This is a genomic window from Undibacterium sp. FW305-107, from assembly GCF_058788535.1.
In genome coordinates this window covers 255,035-272,950 of record NZ_JBYTAV010000004.1, presented here as the reverse complement: position 1 = coordinate 272,950, position 17,916 = coordinate 255,035, and the positions used below count along the sequence as shown (strand labels likewise).

Annotated in this window: 16 protein-coding genes; 11 read left to right on the top strand and 5 right to left on the bottom strand. The window is 50.8% G+C overall.

All coding sequences use genetic code 11. The features are described from left to right. Nucleotides 1–9: 9 nt before the first annotated feature. The 3 genes from AC3WQT_RS10810 (at nt 10) to AC3WQT_RS10800 (ending at nt 3,472) form a co-directional block, all read left to right on the top strand. The gene (locus AC3WQT_RS10810; protein ID WP_492703881.1) at nt 10–1,431 is read left to right on the top strand and encodes a metallophosphoesterase family protein; all 1,422 of its coding nucleotides are present in this window, start codon (nt 10–12) and stop codon (nt 1,429–1,431) included. 421 nt (nt 1,432–1,852) lie between these two features. Further along, nucleotides 1,853–3,046, top strand: a complete 1,194-nt coding sequence (locus tag AC3WQT_RS10805; RefSeq protein WP_492703880.1) for a hypothetical protein — start codon at nt 1,853–1,855, stop codon at nt 3,044–3,046. A gap of 12 nt (nt 3,047–3,058) precedes the next feature. Next, nucleotides 3,059–3,472 (top strand): type 2 periplasmic-binding domain-containing protein, encoded by a 414-nt coding sequence (locus AC3WQT_RS10800; RefSeq protein ID WP_492703879.1) that lies wholly within the window; start codon nt 3,059–3,061, stop codon nt 3,470–3,472. Here AC3WQT_RS10800 and AC3WQT_RS10795 read toward each other — a convergent pair. After that, complete coding sequence (locus AC3WQT_RS10795) at nt 3,456–3,677, bottom strand: hypothetical protein (protein WP_492703878.1); 222 nt, start codon at nt 3,675–3,677, stop codon at nt 3,456–3,458. The two genes, AC3WQT_RS10800 and AC3WQT_RS10795, sit on opposite strands and share 17 nt — an antisense overlap. Here AC3WQT_RS10795 and AC3WQT_RS10790 point away from each other — a divergent pair. Next, nucleotides 3,676–5,391, top strand: a complete 1,716-nt coding sequence (locus tag AC3WQT_RS10790) for a methyl-accepting chemotaxis protein (RefSeq protein ID WP_492703877.1) — start codon at nt 3,676–3,678, stop codon at nt 5,389–5,391. The genes AC3WQT_RS10795 and AC3WQT_RS10790 overlap by 2 nt on opposite strands. Nucleotides 5,392–5,457: 66 nt before the next feature. Further along, nucleotides 5,458–7,179, top strand: coding sequence for a methyl-accepting chemotaxis protein (locus tag AC3WQT_RS10785; protein WP_492703876.1), 1,722 nt, complete (start codon nt 5,458–5,460; stop codon nt 7,177–7,179). Between the two features lie 65 nt (nt 7,180–7,244). Here AC3WQT_RS10785 and AC3WQT_RS10780 read toward each other — a convergent pair whose 3' ends face one another. The 3 genes from AC3WQT_RS10780 to AC3WQT_RS10770 all read right to left on the bottom strand — a co-directional run bounded on the left by AC3WQT_RS10780 (nt 7,245) and on the right by AC3WQT_RS10770 (nt 9,847). Next, complete coding sequence (locus tag AC3WQT_RS10780) at nt 7,245–7,865, bottom strand: ATP-dependent Clp protease proteolytic subunit (protein WP_492704153.1); 621 nt, start codon at nt 7,863–7,865, stop codon at nt 7,245–7,247. A 55-nt stretch (nt 7,866–7,920) separates the two neighbouring features. Further along, the gene (locus AC3WQT_RS10775) at nt 7,921–9,117 is read right to left on the bottom strand and encodes a M20 aminoacylase family protein (protein ID WP_492703875.1); all 1,197 of its coding nucleotides are present in this window, start codon (nt 9,115–9,117) and stop codon (nt 7,921–7,923) included. Between the two features lie 265 nt (nt 9,118–9,382). Further along, nucleotides 9,383–9,847 (bottom strand): hypothetical protein, encoded by a 465-nt coding sequence (locus AC3WQT_RS10770; protein ID WP_492703874.1) that lies wholly within the window; start codon nt 9,845–9,847, stop codon nt 9,383–9,385. Nucleotides 9,848–10,093: 246 nt separating this feature from the next. On the opposite strand from AC3WQT_RS10770, the gene AC3WQT_RS10765 reads away from it, so the two are divergent. Genes AC3WQT_RS10765 through AC3WQT_RS10740 form a run of 6 tightly spaced genes read left to right on the top strand, consistent with a single transcriptional unit; the run spans nt 10,094 to nt 15,446 of the window. Further along, entirely contained in the window at nt 10,094–11,071 is a 978-nt protein-coding gene (locus AC3WQT_RS10765) for an ABC transporter permease (protein ID WP_492703873.1), read from the top strand. A 4-nt stretch (nt 11,072–11,075) separates the two neighbouring features. Further along, a complete protein-coding gene (locus AC3WQT_RS10760; protein ID WP_492703872.1) occupies nt 11,076–11,993 on the top strand; it encodes an ABC transporter permease in 918 nt (305 codons plus the stop codon). Nucleotides 11,994–12,016: 23 nt separating this feature from the next. Beyond that, nucleotides 12,017–13,003, top strand: a complete 987-nt coding sequence (locus AC3WQT_RS10755) for an ABC transporter ATP-binding protein (protein WP_492703871.1) — start codon at nt 12,017–12,019, stop codon at nt 13,001–13,003. Continuing rightward, complete coding sequence (locus AC3WQT_RS10750; RefSeq protein ID WP_492703870.1) at nt 12,996–14,000, top strand: ABC transporter ATP-binding protein; 1,005 nt, start codon at nt 12,996–12,998, stop codon at nt 13,998–14,000. Before AC3WQT_RS10755 ends, AC3WQT_RS10750 begins: the two co-directional genes overlap by 8 nt. A 39-nt stretch (nt 14,001–14,039) precedes the next feature. Continuing rightward, complete coding sequence (locus AC3WQT_RS10745) at nt 14,040–15,176, top strand: DUF418 domain-containing protein (protein WP_492703869.1); 1,137 nt, start codon at nt 14,040–14,042, stop codon at nt 15,174–15,176. Continuing rightward, nucleotides 15,177–15,446, top strand: coding sequence for a hypothetical protein (locus AC3WQT_RS10740; protein ID WP_492703868.1), 270 nt, complete (start codon nt 15,177–15,179; stop codon nt 15,444–15,446). 46 nt (nt 15,447–15,492) lie between these two features. Here the strand turns inward: AC3WQT_RS10740 and AC3WQT_RS10735 are convergent, their stop codons facing one another. Continuing rightward, entirely contained in the window at nt 15,493–17,388 is a 1,896-nt protein-coding gene (locus tag AC3WQT_RS10735; protein WP_492703867.1) for an erythromycin esterase family protein, read from the bottom strand. Nucleotides 17,389–17,916 lie beyond the last annotated feature (528 nt).

The following is a 17,916-nucleotide window of genomic DNA, read 5'->3' as shown; positions in this document are numbered from 1 at the left end:
GAGGGAAAAATGGATTTTCACGCGATACCCAAGCTGCGCCTGATAAGTGCGGTGGCAATCAGCAGCCTGCTGGTCGCATGCAGCAGCGTTACCATACAAAGTGAACAAGCCAGTAAGTTGCAAACTGCCTGGGTTGTTATTGGTGAAAACGGGCAAGCCATCGCCAGAGCCATTACGACAGATACTACATGTCCGGCCCTGATGCAGGATGGCAATGCTGCAAGCATGAGTCTCAGGGCAGGGACAGACACTCTGCCTTTGCGCAAGACGGCCAGCAAACCGGAAGACAGCAAGCCATCTTCCTTCCCTGTGCTGGTCTGCGAAGCGCCCTTGCTGACAAGCACCAAAACAGCAAGCGTTGCAGGCCGTGATTTGCCCCTCCCCAAGCCAGTGGCGCAGAAAATCATCGTCATTGGCGATACAGGTTGCCGTTTGAAAGTGGCCGACAATTACTTCCAGTCTTGCAATGACAGCGAGAAATGGGCTTTCCGTGAAATGGTGGAAACGGCGGCGCGCTTCAAGCCTGATCTGGTCGTACATGTTGGTGATTATCACTACCGCGAAAATGCCTGCCCCGAAGGTAACAAGGAATGCGCAGGCAGCCCCTGGGGTTATGGCTGGGATACCTGGCAGGCAGATTTCTTTTCCCCTGCCACTGCATTGTTAAAAGCGGCACCCTGGGTAGTCGTGCGCGGCAACCATGAAACCTGTGTGCGCGCAGGCCAGGGCTGGTGGCGTCTCATGGACCCGCGTCCTTTGCAGGCAGGCCGTGATTGTGTACTCGATAAAGATGATTTGCGTGGCGATTACAGCGACCCTTATGCCGTACCTTTGGGACGCGTGGGCAGCGAACAGGCGCAACTCATCGTCTTTGACTCTGCCAAAGTACCTATCAAGCCACTGGCAAAAACCGATGCTGCCTACCAGTTTTATATGGATCAGTTCAAGGCCGTCAACACGCTGGCAGAAAGTGCAGATTTCAATATCTTTATTGATCACCATCCTGTATTGGCGTTTGCTGCGGAACGTAAAAAAGACGGGCCACTGAATATCTTTCCTGGTAATCTCGCCATGCAAGACATCATGCAGACTCTGAATACCACACGACTGTTTCCATCCAAGGTGCAGGCGACGCTGGCTGGCCATGTACATTTGTTCGAGGCTTTGACTTTCAGTACAGATCATCCCGTGCAATTTGTAGCGGGTAATGGTGGTTCTTCTTTGGACACCCCCTTGCCCACACCACTGGCGGCGAACTCCACGCCATACACAGAAGCCAGACTCGACTACTTCAGCAATTCAAATGAAGTCGGCTTCATGGTCATGGAGCGTGAACAGCATAGCTGGAAAGTGCAGGCCTGGAACAAACGCGGTAAATTGATGACCGAATGCCGTATGCAAGGCAAAAAGACTGAATGCAAGAACATGTAAGTCTGTTTTATTCCTTTAAAGAATGCAGAAATAAAAAAACCTGAGTGATTTTTGCTCAGGTTTTTTTTACACCTCAGGCGTAAATTTTTCACTATCAGACTGTGCACTCATTTGGCACAAATGCTTATTTTCATTTCAATTCTGTTGATTTAATGATCCTGAATTTGTAGGCAATTCGCCACGGAAAGTGCAAGAAATGGTGAAATGACTTCTTGTAAGTCTTGCTATCACCTAATTTGAAAAGGCTGGTCAATATGTATATTTCCTTCAAGCATCTCCTAGTAGGCATCAAATAAGTCAGTGTTTTATTGTTATCTGTTGCATTGCTATTGTGCAATTTCTTTAAAAGTTTCATCGAGGAAACAGTCTAAATCTGCCTGATCAATAAAACTTACAATGTGGAAACTTTCAAGGAGATAGCATGAAATTGAAGCCTTTTATCACCCTATTGGCGATGACATCGGCAGTATCCGCCGCCTGGGCTGAGGACACATCGAACATCACCATCAGTGGATTTGGTACTGCTGCACTCACGCGCAGCAATACTTCGGACGCAGAATTTGCCCGTCCAAATCAATTGGCAGGTGTCACCAGTGGTGCAAAAGCCGGGGTGGATTCCAACCTTGGTTTGCAAGTCACAGCAAAAATGAATGACTGGCTGTCTTTTACTGGCCAGGGGCTGGTGCGTAAAAATGTGACGGACAATTTTGGTGCAGAACTGGCCTGGGCATTTGCCAAAGCCAAAGTTTCTGAAAACCTGAATATACGTGTGGGCCGCGTTGGCCTGCCTGTCTATATGATTTCTGATTATCGCAATGTTGGCTACGCCAACACCATGTTGCGTCCGCCAGTGGAAATGTATACCCAGGTTACGCTGGAAAGCCTGGATGGCGCAGATGTACTGTACCAGACCAATTTTGGCGATACAGCTGTGACTGCACAGGTTGCTTATGGTGTCACTGATGCAGACAACCGTGGTGGCTTTACAGCGAAATTCAAAAAGGTATCGAGTGTCAATATCGTTGCTGAAAACGGTCCTTTTACTTTCCGTTTTGGTCGCGTTGATGCGAATGTCACTGTCGATAATTCCACTAATCTCAACACCCTGGTTACTGGCTTGACGAAGTTCGGTTTTGCCTCTGCCGCGAATGCGATTGCAGTGAATGACACCAAAGCTTCTTTCACCTCCGTTGGTCTGGGCGTGGACTGGAAGAGCATGGTAGTGCAGGCTGAATATGGCAAACGTAAATCTGCCAGCCTGTCTATCGCTGACACCACATCCTGGTACACCATGTTTGGTTACCGCATGGGCAGTTTCCTGCCTTATGTCGTGCACGCATCAGCAACGCAAGACAGTCCACGCACTGTCGCTGGCTTGCCAACTGCCGGCCCTTTGCTGCCGTATACACTGGGTGCCAATGGTCTGGCATCGGCTTCACCTATACAGTCCAGCAATAGCATAGGTGTGCGTTGGGATTTTCATAAATCTGCCGCTTTGAAACTGCAGTTGGACAGGATGTCACCCGATAATGGCCCCGGCGTATTTATCAATGCCAAGCCTGGCTTCAAAGGCCCGGTGACCGTATTTGCAGTAGCAGTTGATTTTGTATTTTGATGGAGAGGCACGATGAATAAGTTATTTACACATTTATTGTTTGCCGCTACCGTCATGACCGGTGCTTCTATGGCGCACGCTGCAGAACTGGTCGTCATTGTGAATACTGCTAACCCGGCAACGGCAATGACGGCTACGCAGGCTTCCCAGTTTTTCCTGGGTAAATCACCCATGTTCACGCCTGTGGACTTGCCAGATAATTCGCCTCTGCGTGCCGAGTTTTACAAAAAAGTAGCCGACAAGGATTTGTCTGAAGTAAAGACAATCTGGTCCAAGCTGGTTTTTACAGGCAAGGGTACGGCACCGAAAGAAATGCACAATAGCGCGGAAGTAAAAAAAGCCGTGGCTGCCAATCCCACCGGCATAGGTTATATAGAACGCTCGGCTGTGGATGCTACAGTCAAGGTTGTTACAGTCTTGCCTTGATCTTTTTTAACATTGAGTTACCTGAAAGAAAGCTGCTGGTCAGCTTTCTTTTTTTTGCCACGCTTTTGCCGGGTTTATTCAAATTACCAGCGGGAAATTTGCAATCTGCAACAAATCTTCCTAAAACTAGATATATAGTCATAGCATCCCTTCCTGTTTTTCCTCTCTGCAATTTTGTTGTTCTTTTCCATAAAGGACTCGTCATGAAATTGTTCTATAACCTCAGGATCTCTGCCAAGCTGTTTGTTGGTTTCATACTTCTTTTACTGCTTACTGTATTTCTCGGCGGTTTTTCGGTTTATCAATTATCGCGGGTGAACGGTACAGCACTGGAACTGGGCACCAACTGGATGCCGAGCGTAAATGCTGCCATGGGTATCAAGGAAAGAATTTCACGTTTGCGCACCCAGGAAATGCAGATAGTCATGTCGGCAGGTGATGAAGCGAATTTGAAAAAATACGAAAAGCGCTGGCAAGACTATGTTGCTGAGTTGAAGAAGTATGAGGGGGACTATGCCAAACTCATAAGCACGGATGAGGAAAAAAAGTCCTTTGCCGACTACAGCAAACTGTGGGAACGCTATGTAGTCGAGGCAAAAAAACTGACCGCCCAGGCCAATGCCGGCAATATGGAAGAAGCACGCACGACCTTGCGCGGCGAGTCATCAAAACTGAATGCAGATATGTTGGTGCTGGCCGACAAGATGGTGCAGATCAATTCCGACGGAGGTATCGCCGAATATCGCATGGGTGAGCAAATTTATGCCAATTCCAGAAACTTGATACTCAGCCTCATTGTCGTGACCATTGCCCTTGGTTTGTTACTGGCTTACTGGATTGCCAGGGTGGTTGCCCGCCCTTTGCAAGAAGCAGTCAGAGTAGCCAAGACAGTGGCTTCCGGTGATCTGACCAGTGATATTGAGGTCAAGACCAAAGATGAAACCGGCGAACTCTTGCAAGCCCTGAAGGAAATGAATGCCAGCCTGTTATCGGTAGTCAGTGAAGTCAGGACGGGTACCGATCTGATCGCCACGGCTTCGACCGAAATTGCCAATGGCAATATGGACTTGTCGGCACGCACCGAAAGCCAGGCCGGTTCACTGGAAGAAACGGCATCTTCCATGGAAGAACTGACCTCTACTGTCAAACATAATAGTGACAATGCGCGCCAGGCCAATCAGTTATCGCATTCGGCTTCTGCGGTAGCGCAAAAGGGTGGTAGCGTGGTGTCGCAAGTGGTGGATACCATGGGTTCCATCAATGAATCGTCGAAAAAGATTGTCGATATCATTGCCGTCATTGATGGCATCGCTTTCCAGACCAATATCCTGGCGCTGAATGCAGCGGTAGAAGCAGCACGTGCCGGTGAGCAAGGACGCGGGTTTGCGGTGGTTGCATCAGAAGTGCGCAATCTGGCGCAGCGCTCAGCCAGTGCAGCCAAAGAAATCAAGACACTCATCAATGACTCGGTAGAAAAAGTCGATCTGGGTACAAGACTCGTCGATGAAGCAGGTGTCACCATGCAGGAAGTGGTAGACAGCGTCAAGCGCGTCAGCGATATCATCAGTGAAATCACGGCGGCTGGTGCCGAGCAAAGCTCAGGCATAGACCAGATCAATACTGCCATCATACAAATGGACCAGGTCACCCAACAGAACGCTGCTCTGGTGGAAGAAGCAGCCGCAGCGGCAGGCGCTTTGCAGGAGCAGGCTGCCAACTTGAGCCGGGTTGTCGGCGTGTTCAAACTCCACGGTGTGCAGACTGCTTCTGGCTACCAGCCCCAGGTAGTAAAACCCGCTGCAAAACTGTCTACTCAAGCCCAGAGGTCGGGCAACAGCGTACGCAAGTTGCCGCAAGTGAAAGCTGCAGCAAAAGAACGTGAATTGGCCAAGGCAGAGCAGGATTGGGAAGAGTTCTGAGGATCTTGCCCGACTTGTCAGGGAGCGTTTTTCGGCATGTCGTAGTCCCTTTTACCGGGAGTTGTGATGAAGACGTTTTATAACCTAAGAATTTCAGCCAAACTATTCATAGGCTTTGGTTTACTTTTGTTGCTGACGATTTTCCTCGGAGTGTTTTCTATCACTATGCTGGCCAAGGTGAATCAGAATGCCTATGAACTGGGTACCAACTGGATGCCCAGCGTGAATGCCGCCATGGGTATCAAGGAAAGAGTTTCGCGTATTCGTTCTCAGGAAGCGCAACTGGTCTCGGCTGAAAACCCTGAAGAAGTGGAGAAATACATAGGCCGCACCAAGGAAGCTATTGCCGGGTTAAAAGAAAATGAAGCCGAATACGGGCGTCTGGTTGCCGATCCCGAAGAAAAGAAACAATTTGCCGAATATAGTAAATCCATGGGGGAATATCTGCAAATTTCCGACAAGATCATGGCTCTGGCGCGCGAAGGCAATGGCAAGGATGCCATGAGCCTGATGCGCGGCGATTCATCCAAACTCAATACCAAGGTGCGTGGCCTGGTTGATGCCATGGTCAAGACCAATGTTGACGGCGGCGTTGATGCTTACAAGAAGGGTACGGAAGCTTATCAGTCTTCGCGCACCCTGATTATTGTAGTCCTTGCCATCAGTATTTTGCTTGGCATGATGCTGGCTTATGCAATTGCCCGTATCGTCTCGCGTCCCTTGCAAGATGCTGTCAAGGTGGCGCAAACCGTAGCTGCTGGCGATCTGACCAGTAATATTCAATCGAATACCAGTGATGAAACCGGTTTGTTATTACAGGCTCTGAAGGAAATGAACCAGAGTCTGTTGCAAGTGGTGACCGAAGTACGCCAGGGCACGGATGAAATCGCCACGGCCACCACCGAGATTGCAAATGGTAATCTGGATTTGTCCAGGCGCACCGAAAACCAGGCCAGTTCGCTGGAAGAAACTGCTTCGTCCATGGAGGAGATTACTTCCACCATCAAACACAATAGTGACAATGCACGCCAGGCCAATCAGTTATCGCATTCGGCTTCTGCGGTAGCGCAAAAAGGTGGCGATGTGGTGTCGCAGGTGGTTGATACCATGGGCTCCATCAATGAATCGTCGAAAAAGATTGTCGATATCATTGCCGTCATTGATGGCATCGCTTTCCAGACCAATATCCTGGCGCTGAATGCGGCGGTAGAAGCAGCACGTGCCGGTGAGCAGGGGCGCGGGTTTGCGGTGGTTGCATCAGAAGTGCGCAATCTGGCGCAGCGCTCAGCCAGTGCCGCCAAGGAAATCAAGGAATTGATCAACGATTCTGTCGATAAAGTGGGGCAAGGTACGCGCCTGGTTGATCAGGCGGGTGAAACCATGAAAGAAGTGGTCGACAGTGTCAAGCGCGTCAGTGACATCATCAGTGAAATCACCGCGGCTGGTACCGAGCAAAGTGCTGGCATAGAACAGATCAATGTCGCAGTGACGCAGATGGATGAAATGACGCAGCAAAATGCTGCCCTGGTGGAAGAGGCAGCCGCCGCAGCCGGTGCCCTGCAAAACCAGGCACAAAACCTGAGCCGCATCGTCAGTGTCTTCAAGCTTGATCAGGGACAGGTCGTCAGTAACAAGCCTGTGCCAGCTGCTAGGTCAGCACCAGTAAAAAGTGCCAGTGAAAGACCTGTGGTGCGCAGCTTGCCCAAGCCGGTTGCTAAAACCGTCAAGCCTGCGCCGGCGAGAAAAGAGCCGGTGGTGGCAGCTGCAGATGATTGGGAAGAGTTTTAAGTACAAAAAAAGCCACGGCTTGCCGTGGCTTTTTTTGATGTTCAGCGAAGTTTAAAAATGAAAATTCAAGACAGTTCGCTTTGCTTGATGATGATACGGGACACCAGGCCATATTCCTTGGCTTCAGTAGCACTCATCCAGTAATCGCGGTCTATGTCTGCAGTGACTTTTTCCAGTGACTGACCTGATTCTCTGGCGATCAGGGCGGCGATGCGTTCGCGTATCTTGACGATTTCACGTGCCTGGATAGCAATATCTGTTGCCTGGCCACCAAAACCACCGCTAGGCTGGTGTATCAAAAAGCGGGTATTTGGCAGGCAGACACGGCGCTCTTTAGGTACCGACAGGAACACATTCACCGCTGCGCTACCTACCCAGCCAGTGCCAACAATATTTACTGGGGCATCAATGAACTTGATGATGTCATGGATGACATCGCCAGATTCCACATGGCCGCCGGGGGAAGAGACCAGGATGGTGATAGGCTCTTTGGACTCTGCCGACAGGGCGATCAGACGCTGGGAGATTTCTGATGCCAGTTTGTCGTTGATGGTGCCAAATACCAGCACAGTACGGGATTTAAAGGCCTTTTCTTCGAGGAAAGGGCTGCGTGCTTGTGATTCGTTATTCTCTTTTTCGTCGGCCATGAAAGTCTTCTTATCTGATCTGGTTGAATTTCGGTAAATTTTTGGTAAATATGGGGGATGATTTTATGTCATTCCAGGTTGTCTAGATGGCTGCTCAGGCAGTTTTTTTCAAGTAGGCTTCTGCCAGCCTGACCCAATAAGTTGCGCCTATGGGCAGCAAATCATCATTAAAGTCATAGCTGGGGTTGTGCAAGTTGCAAGGCCCGAGGCCGTGGCCCATGTCCCGGTGTCCACCGTCACCATTGCCCAAAAAGACATAGCAGCCTGGTTTGGCCTGCAGCATGAAAGAAAAATCTTCCGCGCCCATGGTGGGTTCTACCTGGTCATCAACCTTGTCTGCACCCACCACGCTGCGCATGACTTCGGCCGCAAAGGCAGTTTCCTTGGCATGATTGATCAAGGGCGGGTAATTGCGTTTGAAGCGGAAATCCACCTGGGCATCAAAAGCCGCAGCCGTATGTTCGGCGATGGTACGCATGCGTTTTTCTATGAGGTCTATCATTTCCGTACTGAAGGCGCGTACTGTGCCTATCAGTGTCGCTTCGTCCGGGATGACATTGGTGGCGCTGCCAGAATGGATTTGTGTGACCGACAGGACGGCTGACTCCAGCGGGCTGGCATTGCGGCTGACGATGGTTTGCCAGCTTTGCGCCATTTGTATCGCCACGATAATCGGGTCTATGCCCTTGTGCGGCTGCGCCGCATGGGCGCCCTTGCCTCTGACAATCACTTCAAATTCATTCGATGACGCCATCATGGGGCCGGGTGTGATACCAAAAGTGCCTACCGCCGCGCCCGGCCAGTTATGCATGCCAAAGACTGCATCCATGGGGTATTTGTCGAACATGCCTTCTTCTATCATGCGGCGCGCACCGCCACCCCCTTCTTCGGCAGGCTGGAAGATCAGATAGACCGTGCCATCAAATTCTTTATACTTGGACAGATAATGTGCCGCCCCCAGCAACATGGCGGTGTGGCCATCATGGCCGCAGGCATGCATTTTTCCATCGTGTTTTGAGGTATGAGCAAAGGTATTGATCTCCTGCATGGGCAGGGCATCCATGTCAGCCCGCAAACCTATGGCCCGTTCGCTAGTACCATTCTTGAGTACACCGACGATGCCTGTGCCTGCCAGACCGCGGATGATGGGTATGCCCCAGGCTTCCAGCTTTTGCGCAACGACTTCTGAAGTACGGTGTTCTTCAAAGCAAAGTTCCGGGTGGGCGTGGATATCACGCCGGATTTGCTGGATTTCAGCCTGGAATTGGACGATAGGATCGATCAGGTTCATTTTTGTCTCCGGATTGCGTTTCATTACTGCGCTGGCAACAAGCTACTGGCAGATATACGCAAGCTATTCTTTTCAGGATGTTATCCTGTTGATAAGAAAAATGATAGTCAGCATGGTATGCGTCTCTATACCTGCCTACGACATGTTTCTTCAGTATAGAGAAAGATACCAGATTCCGGGCAAACTGGTTGCTAGTCAAGCTATTCCAGGATCGCATATCCATACTACCAAAACTGCTTTGACTGGCTTGCCCAGAGGACTTATCTTACCAGCGCATCCCCGACATGGCACTCATGCCCATGCCATAAATGGCCAGCATACTCAGGGCCAGACCTATAGGCCCGGATACCAGGCTGCTCAACAGGCAGCTGATTGCCAGCGGTTTTTGTTTGCATAGCCTGGCAATGACAGCCACAGGCAGCGTACCCAAACCCAGGATGGCGGGCAACAAGATCACGATCAACGGGGTGGAACTGCCACTGGCCACAAGCATGAAGAAAGAGATCGTCAGCAGTGTGATCAAGTGCAGCAAAATGAGTCTGGCGCGAGCACTATGCAGACACGTTACCAGATATGAAAAATACGCCGGGTAACTGAATGCACCCAGCATGAGCATGCCAGGTACAGTACTGAGGCTGGTGTGGCTGATGTAGTCATACACTAAAGGTGGCAGTATCAGGACAAGCAGGATCAGGAAGAGATGCAGGGTAATACGCTTGATGATGGGCATGTAAGCTCAGTTATGCAGGGAAATTTTCAGGCAGCGCTTGCAGCTTGCCTAGTGTAGCAGATGGCACAGCTCGCACGAGGCTAGAGTAAAGCCTGTAAAATTCCTTAAAATTTCAATACAAGACATACAGATGCAATGAAGATACTCATGAAACTTTCATGCCGGAAAACCAGCCATGGGCCAGCCCATGCAGCTTCCCTGTATCTGCGCTTATATCTGCATATGATGGCAAGGCAGGCCTGATACATGCCGGCATTCATCTTGCGCCGCCTGCTGCAAAGCCTGGCTGTTTTGTTGCTCATGTCACTGCTGGTATTTGCCGGTGTGTATGCAATAGGCAATCCCATCGATATCCTGATCAGCCCTGAGGCAGATCAGGCAGAACGTCTGCGCATCATCGCTGCCTTTGGCCTGGACCAGAGTCTGCCGCAGCAATACTGGCTATTCCTCAAAAATGCCCTGGCTGGTGACATGGGGCGCTCCTTCGCTTACGCGACTCCTGCCCTGGGCCTGATCCTGGAACGCATGCCAGCCACGCTGGAACTGGCCGTATTTGCCATCTTGATTGCAATTGTGCTGGGTATACCGCTGGGTTTGCTGGCCGGTTTGCGGCCTGACAGCATTGCTGCAAAAAGCATCATGGCGGTATCGATACTGGGTTTCTCCCTGCCTACCTTCTGGGTAGGGTTGATGTTGATCATGGTATTTGCCGTGCAACTCGGCTGGCTGCCTTCCAGCGGACGTGGCGAGACGACACTCTTGCTGGGCATACCTGTGAGTTTCTTGAGTATCGATGGCCTCAAGCATTTGCTCTTGCCTGCGCTGAACCTTGCGCTCTTCAATATCGCCATGGTGATACGTCTGACGCGCTCAGGTGCGCAAGAAGCCCTGCTGCAAGACTATGTGCGCTTTGCCCGTGCCAAGGGTTTGCGCAATAGCCGCATCATCGGCGTGCATGTACTCAAGAATATCCTTATCCCTATCGTCACCGTGATTGCCTTGCAATTTGGTTCCATCATCGCCTTTGCGATTGTCACTGAATCAGTGTTTGCCTGGCCGGGCATGGGCAAGCTCATCATTGATTCCATACGCGTGCTGGACAGGCCAGTCATCGTTGCCTATTTGCTGTTGATTGTCAGCCTGTTTATTCTCATTAACCTCGTGGTGGATGTGGTGTATTCATTGCTGGACCCGCGCGTGCGTTTGTCAGAAAGCCGGGGATAAGGTGATGACGAATTTGACGACGACAGAAACTATCAGCCCCAAAATTGAAACGCCCCTGCAGCGTTTCTTGCGCGACTTCTTTGCCAGCCGCATCGCCAGCCTGGGCAGTCTGGTTTTATTGCTGCTGGTCTTGCTGGCGATATTTGCGCCCTTGATTTCACCGCAAAATCCTTATGACCTGATGGCGCTGGATGTCATGGATTCACGCCTGGAACCTGGCAAACTATCTTCCGATGGCAAGCACAGGTTTTTGCTAGGCACCGATGAACAGGGGCGCGATATGCTGTCGGCCATCTTCTATGGTTTGCGTATATCCCTTATCGTCGGTTTTTCCAGCACCGTGATTGCGCTGGCAATCGGCTTGAGCCTGGGCTTGCTGGCGGGTTATCTGGGTGGCCGTGTCGAAGCCATCATCATGCGTATTGCCGACATACAGTTGTCTTTCCCTTCCATCCTGATTGCCATGATCTTGCTGGCGCTGACAGGGCAGGGTGTAGGCAAGATCATCATCGCGCTGGTGCTGGTGCAATGGGCCTACTATGCGCGCACTGCCCGTAGTGCGGCACTGGTGGAAAGACAAAAAGAATATATAGAAGCCGCAGTCGGCCTTGGCTTGTCACCGGCGCGTATTATCTGGCGCCACTTGCTGCCGAATTGCCTGCCGCCGCTGATCGTCATCGCAGCCTTGCAGGTAGCATCGGCGATTTCGCTGGAAGCGACACTTTCATTTTTGGGCCTGGGTTTGCCAGTGACCGAGCCTTCACTGGGTTTGCTGATCGCCAATGGTTACCAATATCTGTTATCCGGCAAATACTGGATCAGTTTTTATCCCGGCTTGGCCTTGTTGCTGACGGTGGTATCCATCAACCTGGTGGCTGACCATTTGCGCGATGTGCTGAACCCGCGCTTGCAGACGCAATAGCTGGAATAGGTGGAACAGACATCATGACAATCGCGACTCTGGAAGTACAAAACCTGCAGACTGAATTTACCAGCCGCGCCGGTACTGTGCGTGCGGTGAATAATGTCAGCTTCAGCGTGCAGCCGGGCCAAATCATGGGCCTGGTGGGTGAATCCGGTTCTGGCAAATCCATGACGGCGTATTCCATCATGGGCCTGATAGACCCACCCGGCAAAGTCACGGCAGGCAAGGTCCTGTTCAAGGGCCAGGATTTGCGGCACCTGTCGGCAGAAGCCATGCGGCAAATCCGTGGCAACCGTATCGCCATGATATTCCAGGACCCGATGATGACCCTGAACCCGGTCTTGCGCATTGATACGCAAATGATGGAAACCATCTTTGCTCATCAGCAGGTCAGCCGCGAAAAAGCACGCGACATGGCACGCGCCGCCCTGGTCAAGGTTGGCATACCTTCGCCAGATGAAAGACTGCTGTCCTATCCGCATCAGTTTTCTGGCGGCATGCGGCAAAGGGTGGCGATCGCCATTGCACTCTTGAATGAGCCTGAGCTGATTATCTGCGATGAGCCGACTACCGCACTCGATGTGACCATACAGGGCCAAATCCTGTATGAAATGCAAAAGCTTTGCCGCGAATCCGGCACGGCATTGATCTGGATTACCCATGACCTGTCCGTGGTGGCTGGGCTGGCTGATACTGTCGCCGTCATGTATGCCGGCAAGATAGTCGAGAGCGGCAGCGTGCAACAAGTACTGGACCATGCCTGGCATCCCTATACCCATGGCCTGATCGCGTCTTCACCGTCACGCAACCTGCATGGGCAAAGCTTGCGCCAGATACCGGGGTCAACACCATCCTTGTTAAACTTGCCGCAAGGTTGCGCCTTCCGCTTGCGCTGTGAACGTGCTACTGCAGTTTGTGAACAGGACCCGGTGGTGGAGAGCCTGGACGGGCATAGTGTATTGTGCTTCCATCCCATGCAAACTGTGGCTGAGGTGACGCATGACTGATGCTCGCTTGCCAGCCTTGCTGGAACTGCGCCAGGTCAGCAAGCGCTTTGCCAAACCTGTGGCACTGACTGACAAGCTGACGCAGCTATTTGGAGCGGACAGCAAACAGCAAATCGTCCATGCAGTTGATCAAGTCGATGTGAGTTTGCAAGCGGGTGAAGTCGTTGGTCTGGTCGGCGAATCAGGCTGCGGCAAATCTACACTAGGGCGCATGGCCGTGGGCCTGCACAGTTTGTCTGACGGTACTCGCTGGTGGCGTGGTGAAAACCTGGCAGACATGGGCCAGGCCAAACGCAGGCAAATGCAACTGGCCGTGCAAATGATATTCCAGGATCCCTATGCCTCGCTGAACCCGCGCCTGCGTGTACAAGACATCGTCGGTGAAGCACCGGTCGTGCATGGCATCATCAAGGCTGCAGAACAGCAGGAATATGTAGAACACCTGCTGCAAAAAGTAGGGCTGGACCCGGCTGTGCTGAAACGCTTTCCGCACCAGTTTTCTGGCGGACAGCGTGCCCGCGTTGGCATCGCCAGAGCCCTCGCCGTCAAGCCAGAACTTCTGGTGTGCGATGAAGCTGTAGCGGCGCTGGATGTGTCTATACAGGCGCAAGTCCTGAACCTGTTCATCAAACTGCGTGACGAACTGAAGCTGACTTACCTGTTCATCAGCCATGACCTTGGTGTAGTCAGGCATGTGTCTGACCGCGTACTCATCATGTACCTGGGTCGCGTGGTGGAATCCGCTGCGACTACAGAAATTTTTGAGCGGCCTAACCATCCCTACACGCAAGCCTTGCTGACCTCTGCCCCGAGGTTGGAAGTGCGCAAGATGGAATATGTCGCCATCAAGGGCGAAATTCCTTCTCCGCTTAATCCGCCGACTGGCTGCCACTTCCATCCACGCTGCCCGCACGCCATGCCCAGGTGTGTGACAGAACAGCCCTTGCTCAGAGAAGTGTCTCCTTTACACTTTTCAGCTTGCCATTTAAATACATGATGGTTATCTTGTTGCTTCTGATGTATTTATAGAAGCACAGTGAAACAGCAAAGAATTTCAGGCTACGATCTGGCACGCGCCCTTGCCATCTTTGGCATGATCGTGGTCAATTTTAAAGTCGTCATGCATGCGCAAGTAGGCAGGGATGGGCAAGACCTGCGGTGGCTCAGTATCTTCACCCATCTTGATGGCCGTGCCTCAGCCTTGTTTGTAATACTTGCGGGTGTAGGTATCAGCCTCATGACAAATACCGCCAGACTGTCGGGTGATCCGCTCGTATTGCGCCAGCAAAGAGTCAGTCTGTTGAAGCGTGCTGTTTTTCTGTTCTGTTTTGGCTTGCTATATATCTGGATATGGCCAGCCGACATCCTGCATTATTATGGTTTGTATATAGCACTGGCGGTGCTCTTGCTAAGTGCTTCATCCCGCTTGCTTTTCATACTGGCAGCGGTTGCCTGCCTGATCTTTACTGCCCAGTTTTTCAGCTTGAACTATAGCCAGAACTGGAATTGGGATTTACTCCATTATTCCAATTTTTGGACAATCCCAGGCTTTTTGATGAATCTGTTTTTCAATGGCTTCCATCCCTTCTTCCCCTGGATGGGATTTATGCTGCTGGGTATGCTGATAGGGCGTCTGGATATGCATGCACCCGCCATGCGCTGGCGGCTATTGTTGGCTGGCGTGGTGGCGATCATTAGCGCTGAACTCCTGGCACTGTTCTTGTTTCATGCTTTTGGCAATTTTGAGGCGATCGCTGGACTCGCCCATGTTTTCAGTAAAACTGATCCCTTGCCGCCTTTGCCTGTGTATATGATTTCTGCGAGCGGCAGTGCCTGTGTCATCATCGTCTCGTGCATTTACCTGGCAGAAAAATTTGCCAGCACGCTATGCTTGCGGGCCCTGGTGCATACAGGGCAACTGGCACTGAGTATTTATCTGGCGCATGTGCTGCTGGGCATGACTATCCTGGAGGCGCTTGATTATCTGGATGGCCCGCAAAGCCTGCTCAGGACGGTGACTGCTGCTGGCATATTCTTTTTGTCGGCCATTATTTTTGCTCATGTCTGGCGAACTCATTTCGAACATGGCCCGCTTGAGTGGGTCTTGCGTCGTGTCACAAGAAATAAAGCGTCCAGGTATGCGCATTCATTCAATGAGAAACAGAGGAGTTGAATGTCTGAACAAAAATGCCCTGCATGTGGGTTCCCTGTTTTTAACCAGCGCTACGCCAAATGTGAAAAGTGCGGTATTGCCCTGCCAGAAACCATAGTCATGTCCAGGCAAGAATTGCGTGACATCCGTGAACGTGAACGGCAAGAAGACGAGTCGGCTGCAGAGTTAAATAGAAAACAAGCCAGGCGCGCTGCAAACCAGCCAGGTGATGGAAATGACTATGATTTCGACCTTGGTAATCTGGCCGATACCGGTGATGGCTCTGTCTGAAATATGCACTGCCTGGGCGTATTTCAGCGCAGCATGATTCTGAGGGTCAGTGTGGATACTCCGAAGGAGTAACGCTGTCGATATAAATTACAGCATCATAGGCTTTGGCTGGAATAATGGCCTCTGGCGTCATACCCCAGTATCGTGCATAGCCAGTTGAGAACATCCAGCTGTTACTGGCTTCTGGTTTTGCTAGTGAAAAATCGACAAAGCTCATTTTCAGGCGGCCATTTGCCAAGATACTTTCCAGGCTGCCTGCTGGTGGTACTGCAATTTCAGTGTAACTTTCCTTGGCATAACTGCCCAGAACACCACGACCCATGTACAGACCTATGGTGTACATTTCTTTGCGGCGTTTTTCTGCCATCCATACGCCCATGGTTTTTGCGTGTGCCTTGTCAGCCCAGTCATTGGCGATATGAAAATTATGTGCCCAGACCATGATTTTCTTTTTCGGGTAGATTGTGTCGGCCAGGAAGTTCAGGTTCTCTGCCATGCGCTGGTCGCGTATTTCTGTGGATTCATTGCTCGTGGGAGGGAAATTCAGTTGCTGGCTGAACGTCACCCTTGATCTGGCTTCCTGTATCGTCATATCCACCATGTATGCTGGAAAATGCTGCGCCAGTTTTGCCCTGTTCTTGAGCAAAGTATCGGCGATGAGTTGATAGTGTCCAGGCAATTCACTTGCCGCAGTCACGGGTATTTGCTTGTTGAGCAAGGCATTCAATTTCTCTTCCGCGCCATCTACTTGCCCGGCTAGTGCCGGAACTGGCTCTATCACCGACAGCATGGATTTGAACCTGTTGGTGATGTTCTGATGTCCCAGGTAACCACTGTCCTGATTATCAAATCCTGCGAGCATCAGGCGAGGTTTGCCTGACGTACCCTGCTTCAGGTAAGTGAACAAGTCCAGTGTCTCATCTGTGGCGAGCGTGCCAAACTGGCTGCTGCGCATGGCTTCAAGACCAGAAGTTTTATCGAGATTGGCATTGGCTGCATCGGCAGCGGTCATCGATGCTTCCATGGCGATGACTTCAAAGCCCATTTCCTGGTGAAGGAATTTGACCAGACGTGCTTTCATCCAGTTGAATTCAGCGACACCATGGGCGCTTTCGCCGAGTTGCACAATGCGCTTGTCTTTCAACATGGGTTTCAGAAATTGCAGGTCGCTGAAGTCATCACTGAAAAGTGAGCGCAGGCTGTGGGCATTTTTCTGTATGTCTGCCTGCCATGCAGGTTCTATAACCGGGATCAGTCCTGGAGGTAAAGCAAGGCTCTGCTCATCTTGCAATTGCATGGATTTTTGCGGGCGCGCTGGTCGTCTGGTTTCGGCGATGTCAGCTATCGTGATGCTTTCATCTACTTCCAGTTTCAAATCATCAAACCAGGCAACTCCCTGGCCTACAAGCCCGACACCAAAATGGACTGCAGTGGCATTGGCGGCCACTGGTACTTTAATCTCAAAGCGTTGCCAGTCGTTGTTGCCGGTTGGCCCGCGCTTGCCCAGCATGGCATCAGCCACGGCGGTCTTTAATTTGCCATCGACCTGAAACAGGAGTTCAGCGCGGCCATTTTTAACATCTTTGGTTTTGATCCAGCCAGACAAGCGCAAAGGATGGCCACCTATTGTGCTGGCTATCAGGGTTTGTCCGATGACAGTCATCGCGCCTTGCGGCGTTTTCGCATGACTCTCAATTTTGACCGAGCACTTCCCCTCTTGGGCTAGCTGACAATCAGCACTGACAGTATGTGCTTCTACCATCATCTTCCAGCCAACTGGCAGGCTTTGCCCTGTCTGCCATTCTTCAAAGCTGAGATTGCCGACAGCGAGTTCAGCAGAGCAAGCCTGTGTCGTCAACATGGATGAAGCAATTGCCAGGCTGGCATAGATAATGTGTTTACCGGATTGCTTAAGCAGGAAGCGCAGCTTGAGGAATTGCATGTATAAATTTGCAGTAGGTTAGCAGAGTGATTGGGAATCTTATCAATTAGAAAGATTTCATCAATGTATTGCAGGGGACGATATCAGATAATGAATTGGATGTTTGTTTTATACAAAGACATAAGGAGAAGCCATAGGCAGCTGTAGAGATATTTGAAATGGTGATAACTATTATGTCAAAAATAAAGAAGACTTATTTGCTGCGCTGCGATAAAGTAGTACCTGTCTCCTCCAACACCTCCTAAGGTTTGGATTTAACCCGCAACCGCAAGGTCGCGGGTTTTTTTTGCCTATTTAATTTCCTCACTCTGTATATTCCGAATTTCATAAATACCCTAATTCCATGAGGAAATATTTCATACGCCCTGATATGTGATTTATGAATGATTGATATGCATAAATAGATCTTGGTAAATTTGTTGCGCTGCGATATAGTTACACCTGTCTCCTCCAACACCTCCTAAGGTTTGGATTTAAACCCGCAAAGTTTGCGGGTTTTTTTTTGCCATCCAATATCCTCTCGCCTTG

Bases quoted from the DNA above. Each gene is read 5' to 3' on its own strand.
- AC3WQT_RS10800 (WP_492703879.1), top strand. From the start codon at position 3,059: ATGAATAAGTTATTTACACATTTATTGTTTGCCGCTACCGTCATGACC.
- AC3WQT_RS10755 (WP_492703871.1), top strand. From the start codon at position 12,017: ATGACAATCGCGACTCTGGAAGTACAAAACCTGCAGACTGAATTTACC.
- AC3WQT_RS10735 (WP_492703867.1), bottom strand. From the start codon at position 17,388: ATGCAATTCCTCAAGCTGCGCTTCCTGCTTAAGCAATCCGGTAAACAC.
- AC3WQT_RS10775 (WP_492703875.1), bottom strand. From the start codon at position 9,117: ATGAACCTGATCGATCCTATCGTCCAATTCCAGGCTGAAATCCAGCAA.
- AC3WQT_RS10790 (WP_492703877.1), top strand. From the start codon at position 3,676: ATGAAATTGTTCTATAACCTCAGGATCTCTGCCAAGCTGTTTGTTGGT.
- AC3WQT_RS10795 (WP_492703878.1), bottom strand. From the start codon at position 3,677: ATGACGAGTCCTTTATGGAAAAGAACAACAAAATTGCAGAGAGGAAAA.
- AC3WQT_RS10750 (WP_492703870.1), top strand. From the start codon at position 12,996: ATGACTGATGCTCGCTTGCCAGCCTTGCTGGAACTGCGCCAGGTCAGC.
- AC3WQT_RS10805 (WP_492703880.1), top strand. From the start codon at position 1,853: ATGAAATTGAAGCCTTTTATCACCCTATTGGCGATGACATCGGCAGTA.
- AC3WQT_RS10765 (WP_492703873.1), top strand. From the start codon at position 10,094: ATGCCGGCATTCATCTTGCGCCGCCTGCTGCAAAGCCTGGCTGTTTTG.
- AC3WQT_RS10785 (WP_492703876.1), top strand. From the start codon at position 5,458: ATGAAGACGTTTTATAACCTAAGAATTTCAGCCAAACTATTCATAGGC.
- AC3WQT_RS10740 (WP_492703868.1), top strand. From the start codon at position 15,177: ATGTCTGAACAAAAATGCCCTGCATGTGGGTTCCCTGTTTTTAACCAG.
- AC3WQT_RS10810 (WP_492703881.1), top strand. From the start codon at position 10: ATGGATTTTCACGCGATACCCAAGCTGCGCCTGATAAGTGCGGTGGCA.
- AC3WQT_RS10770 (WP_492703874.1), bottom strand. From the start codon at position 9,847: ATGCCCATCATCAAGCGTATTACCCTGCATCTCTTCCTGATCCTGCTT.
- AC3WQT_RS10760 (WP_492703872.1), top strand. From the start codon at position 11,076: ATGACGAATTTGACGACGACAGAAACTATCAGCCCCAAAATTGAAACG.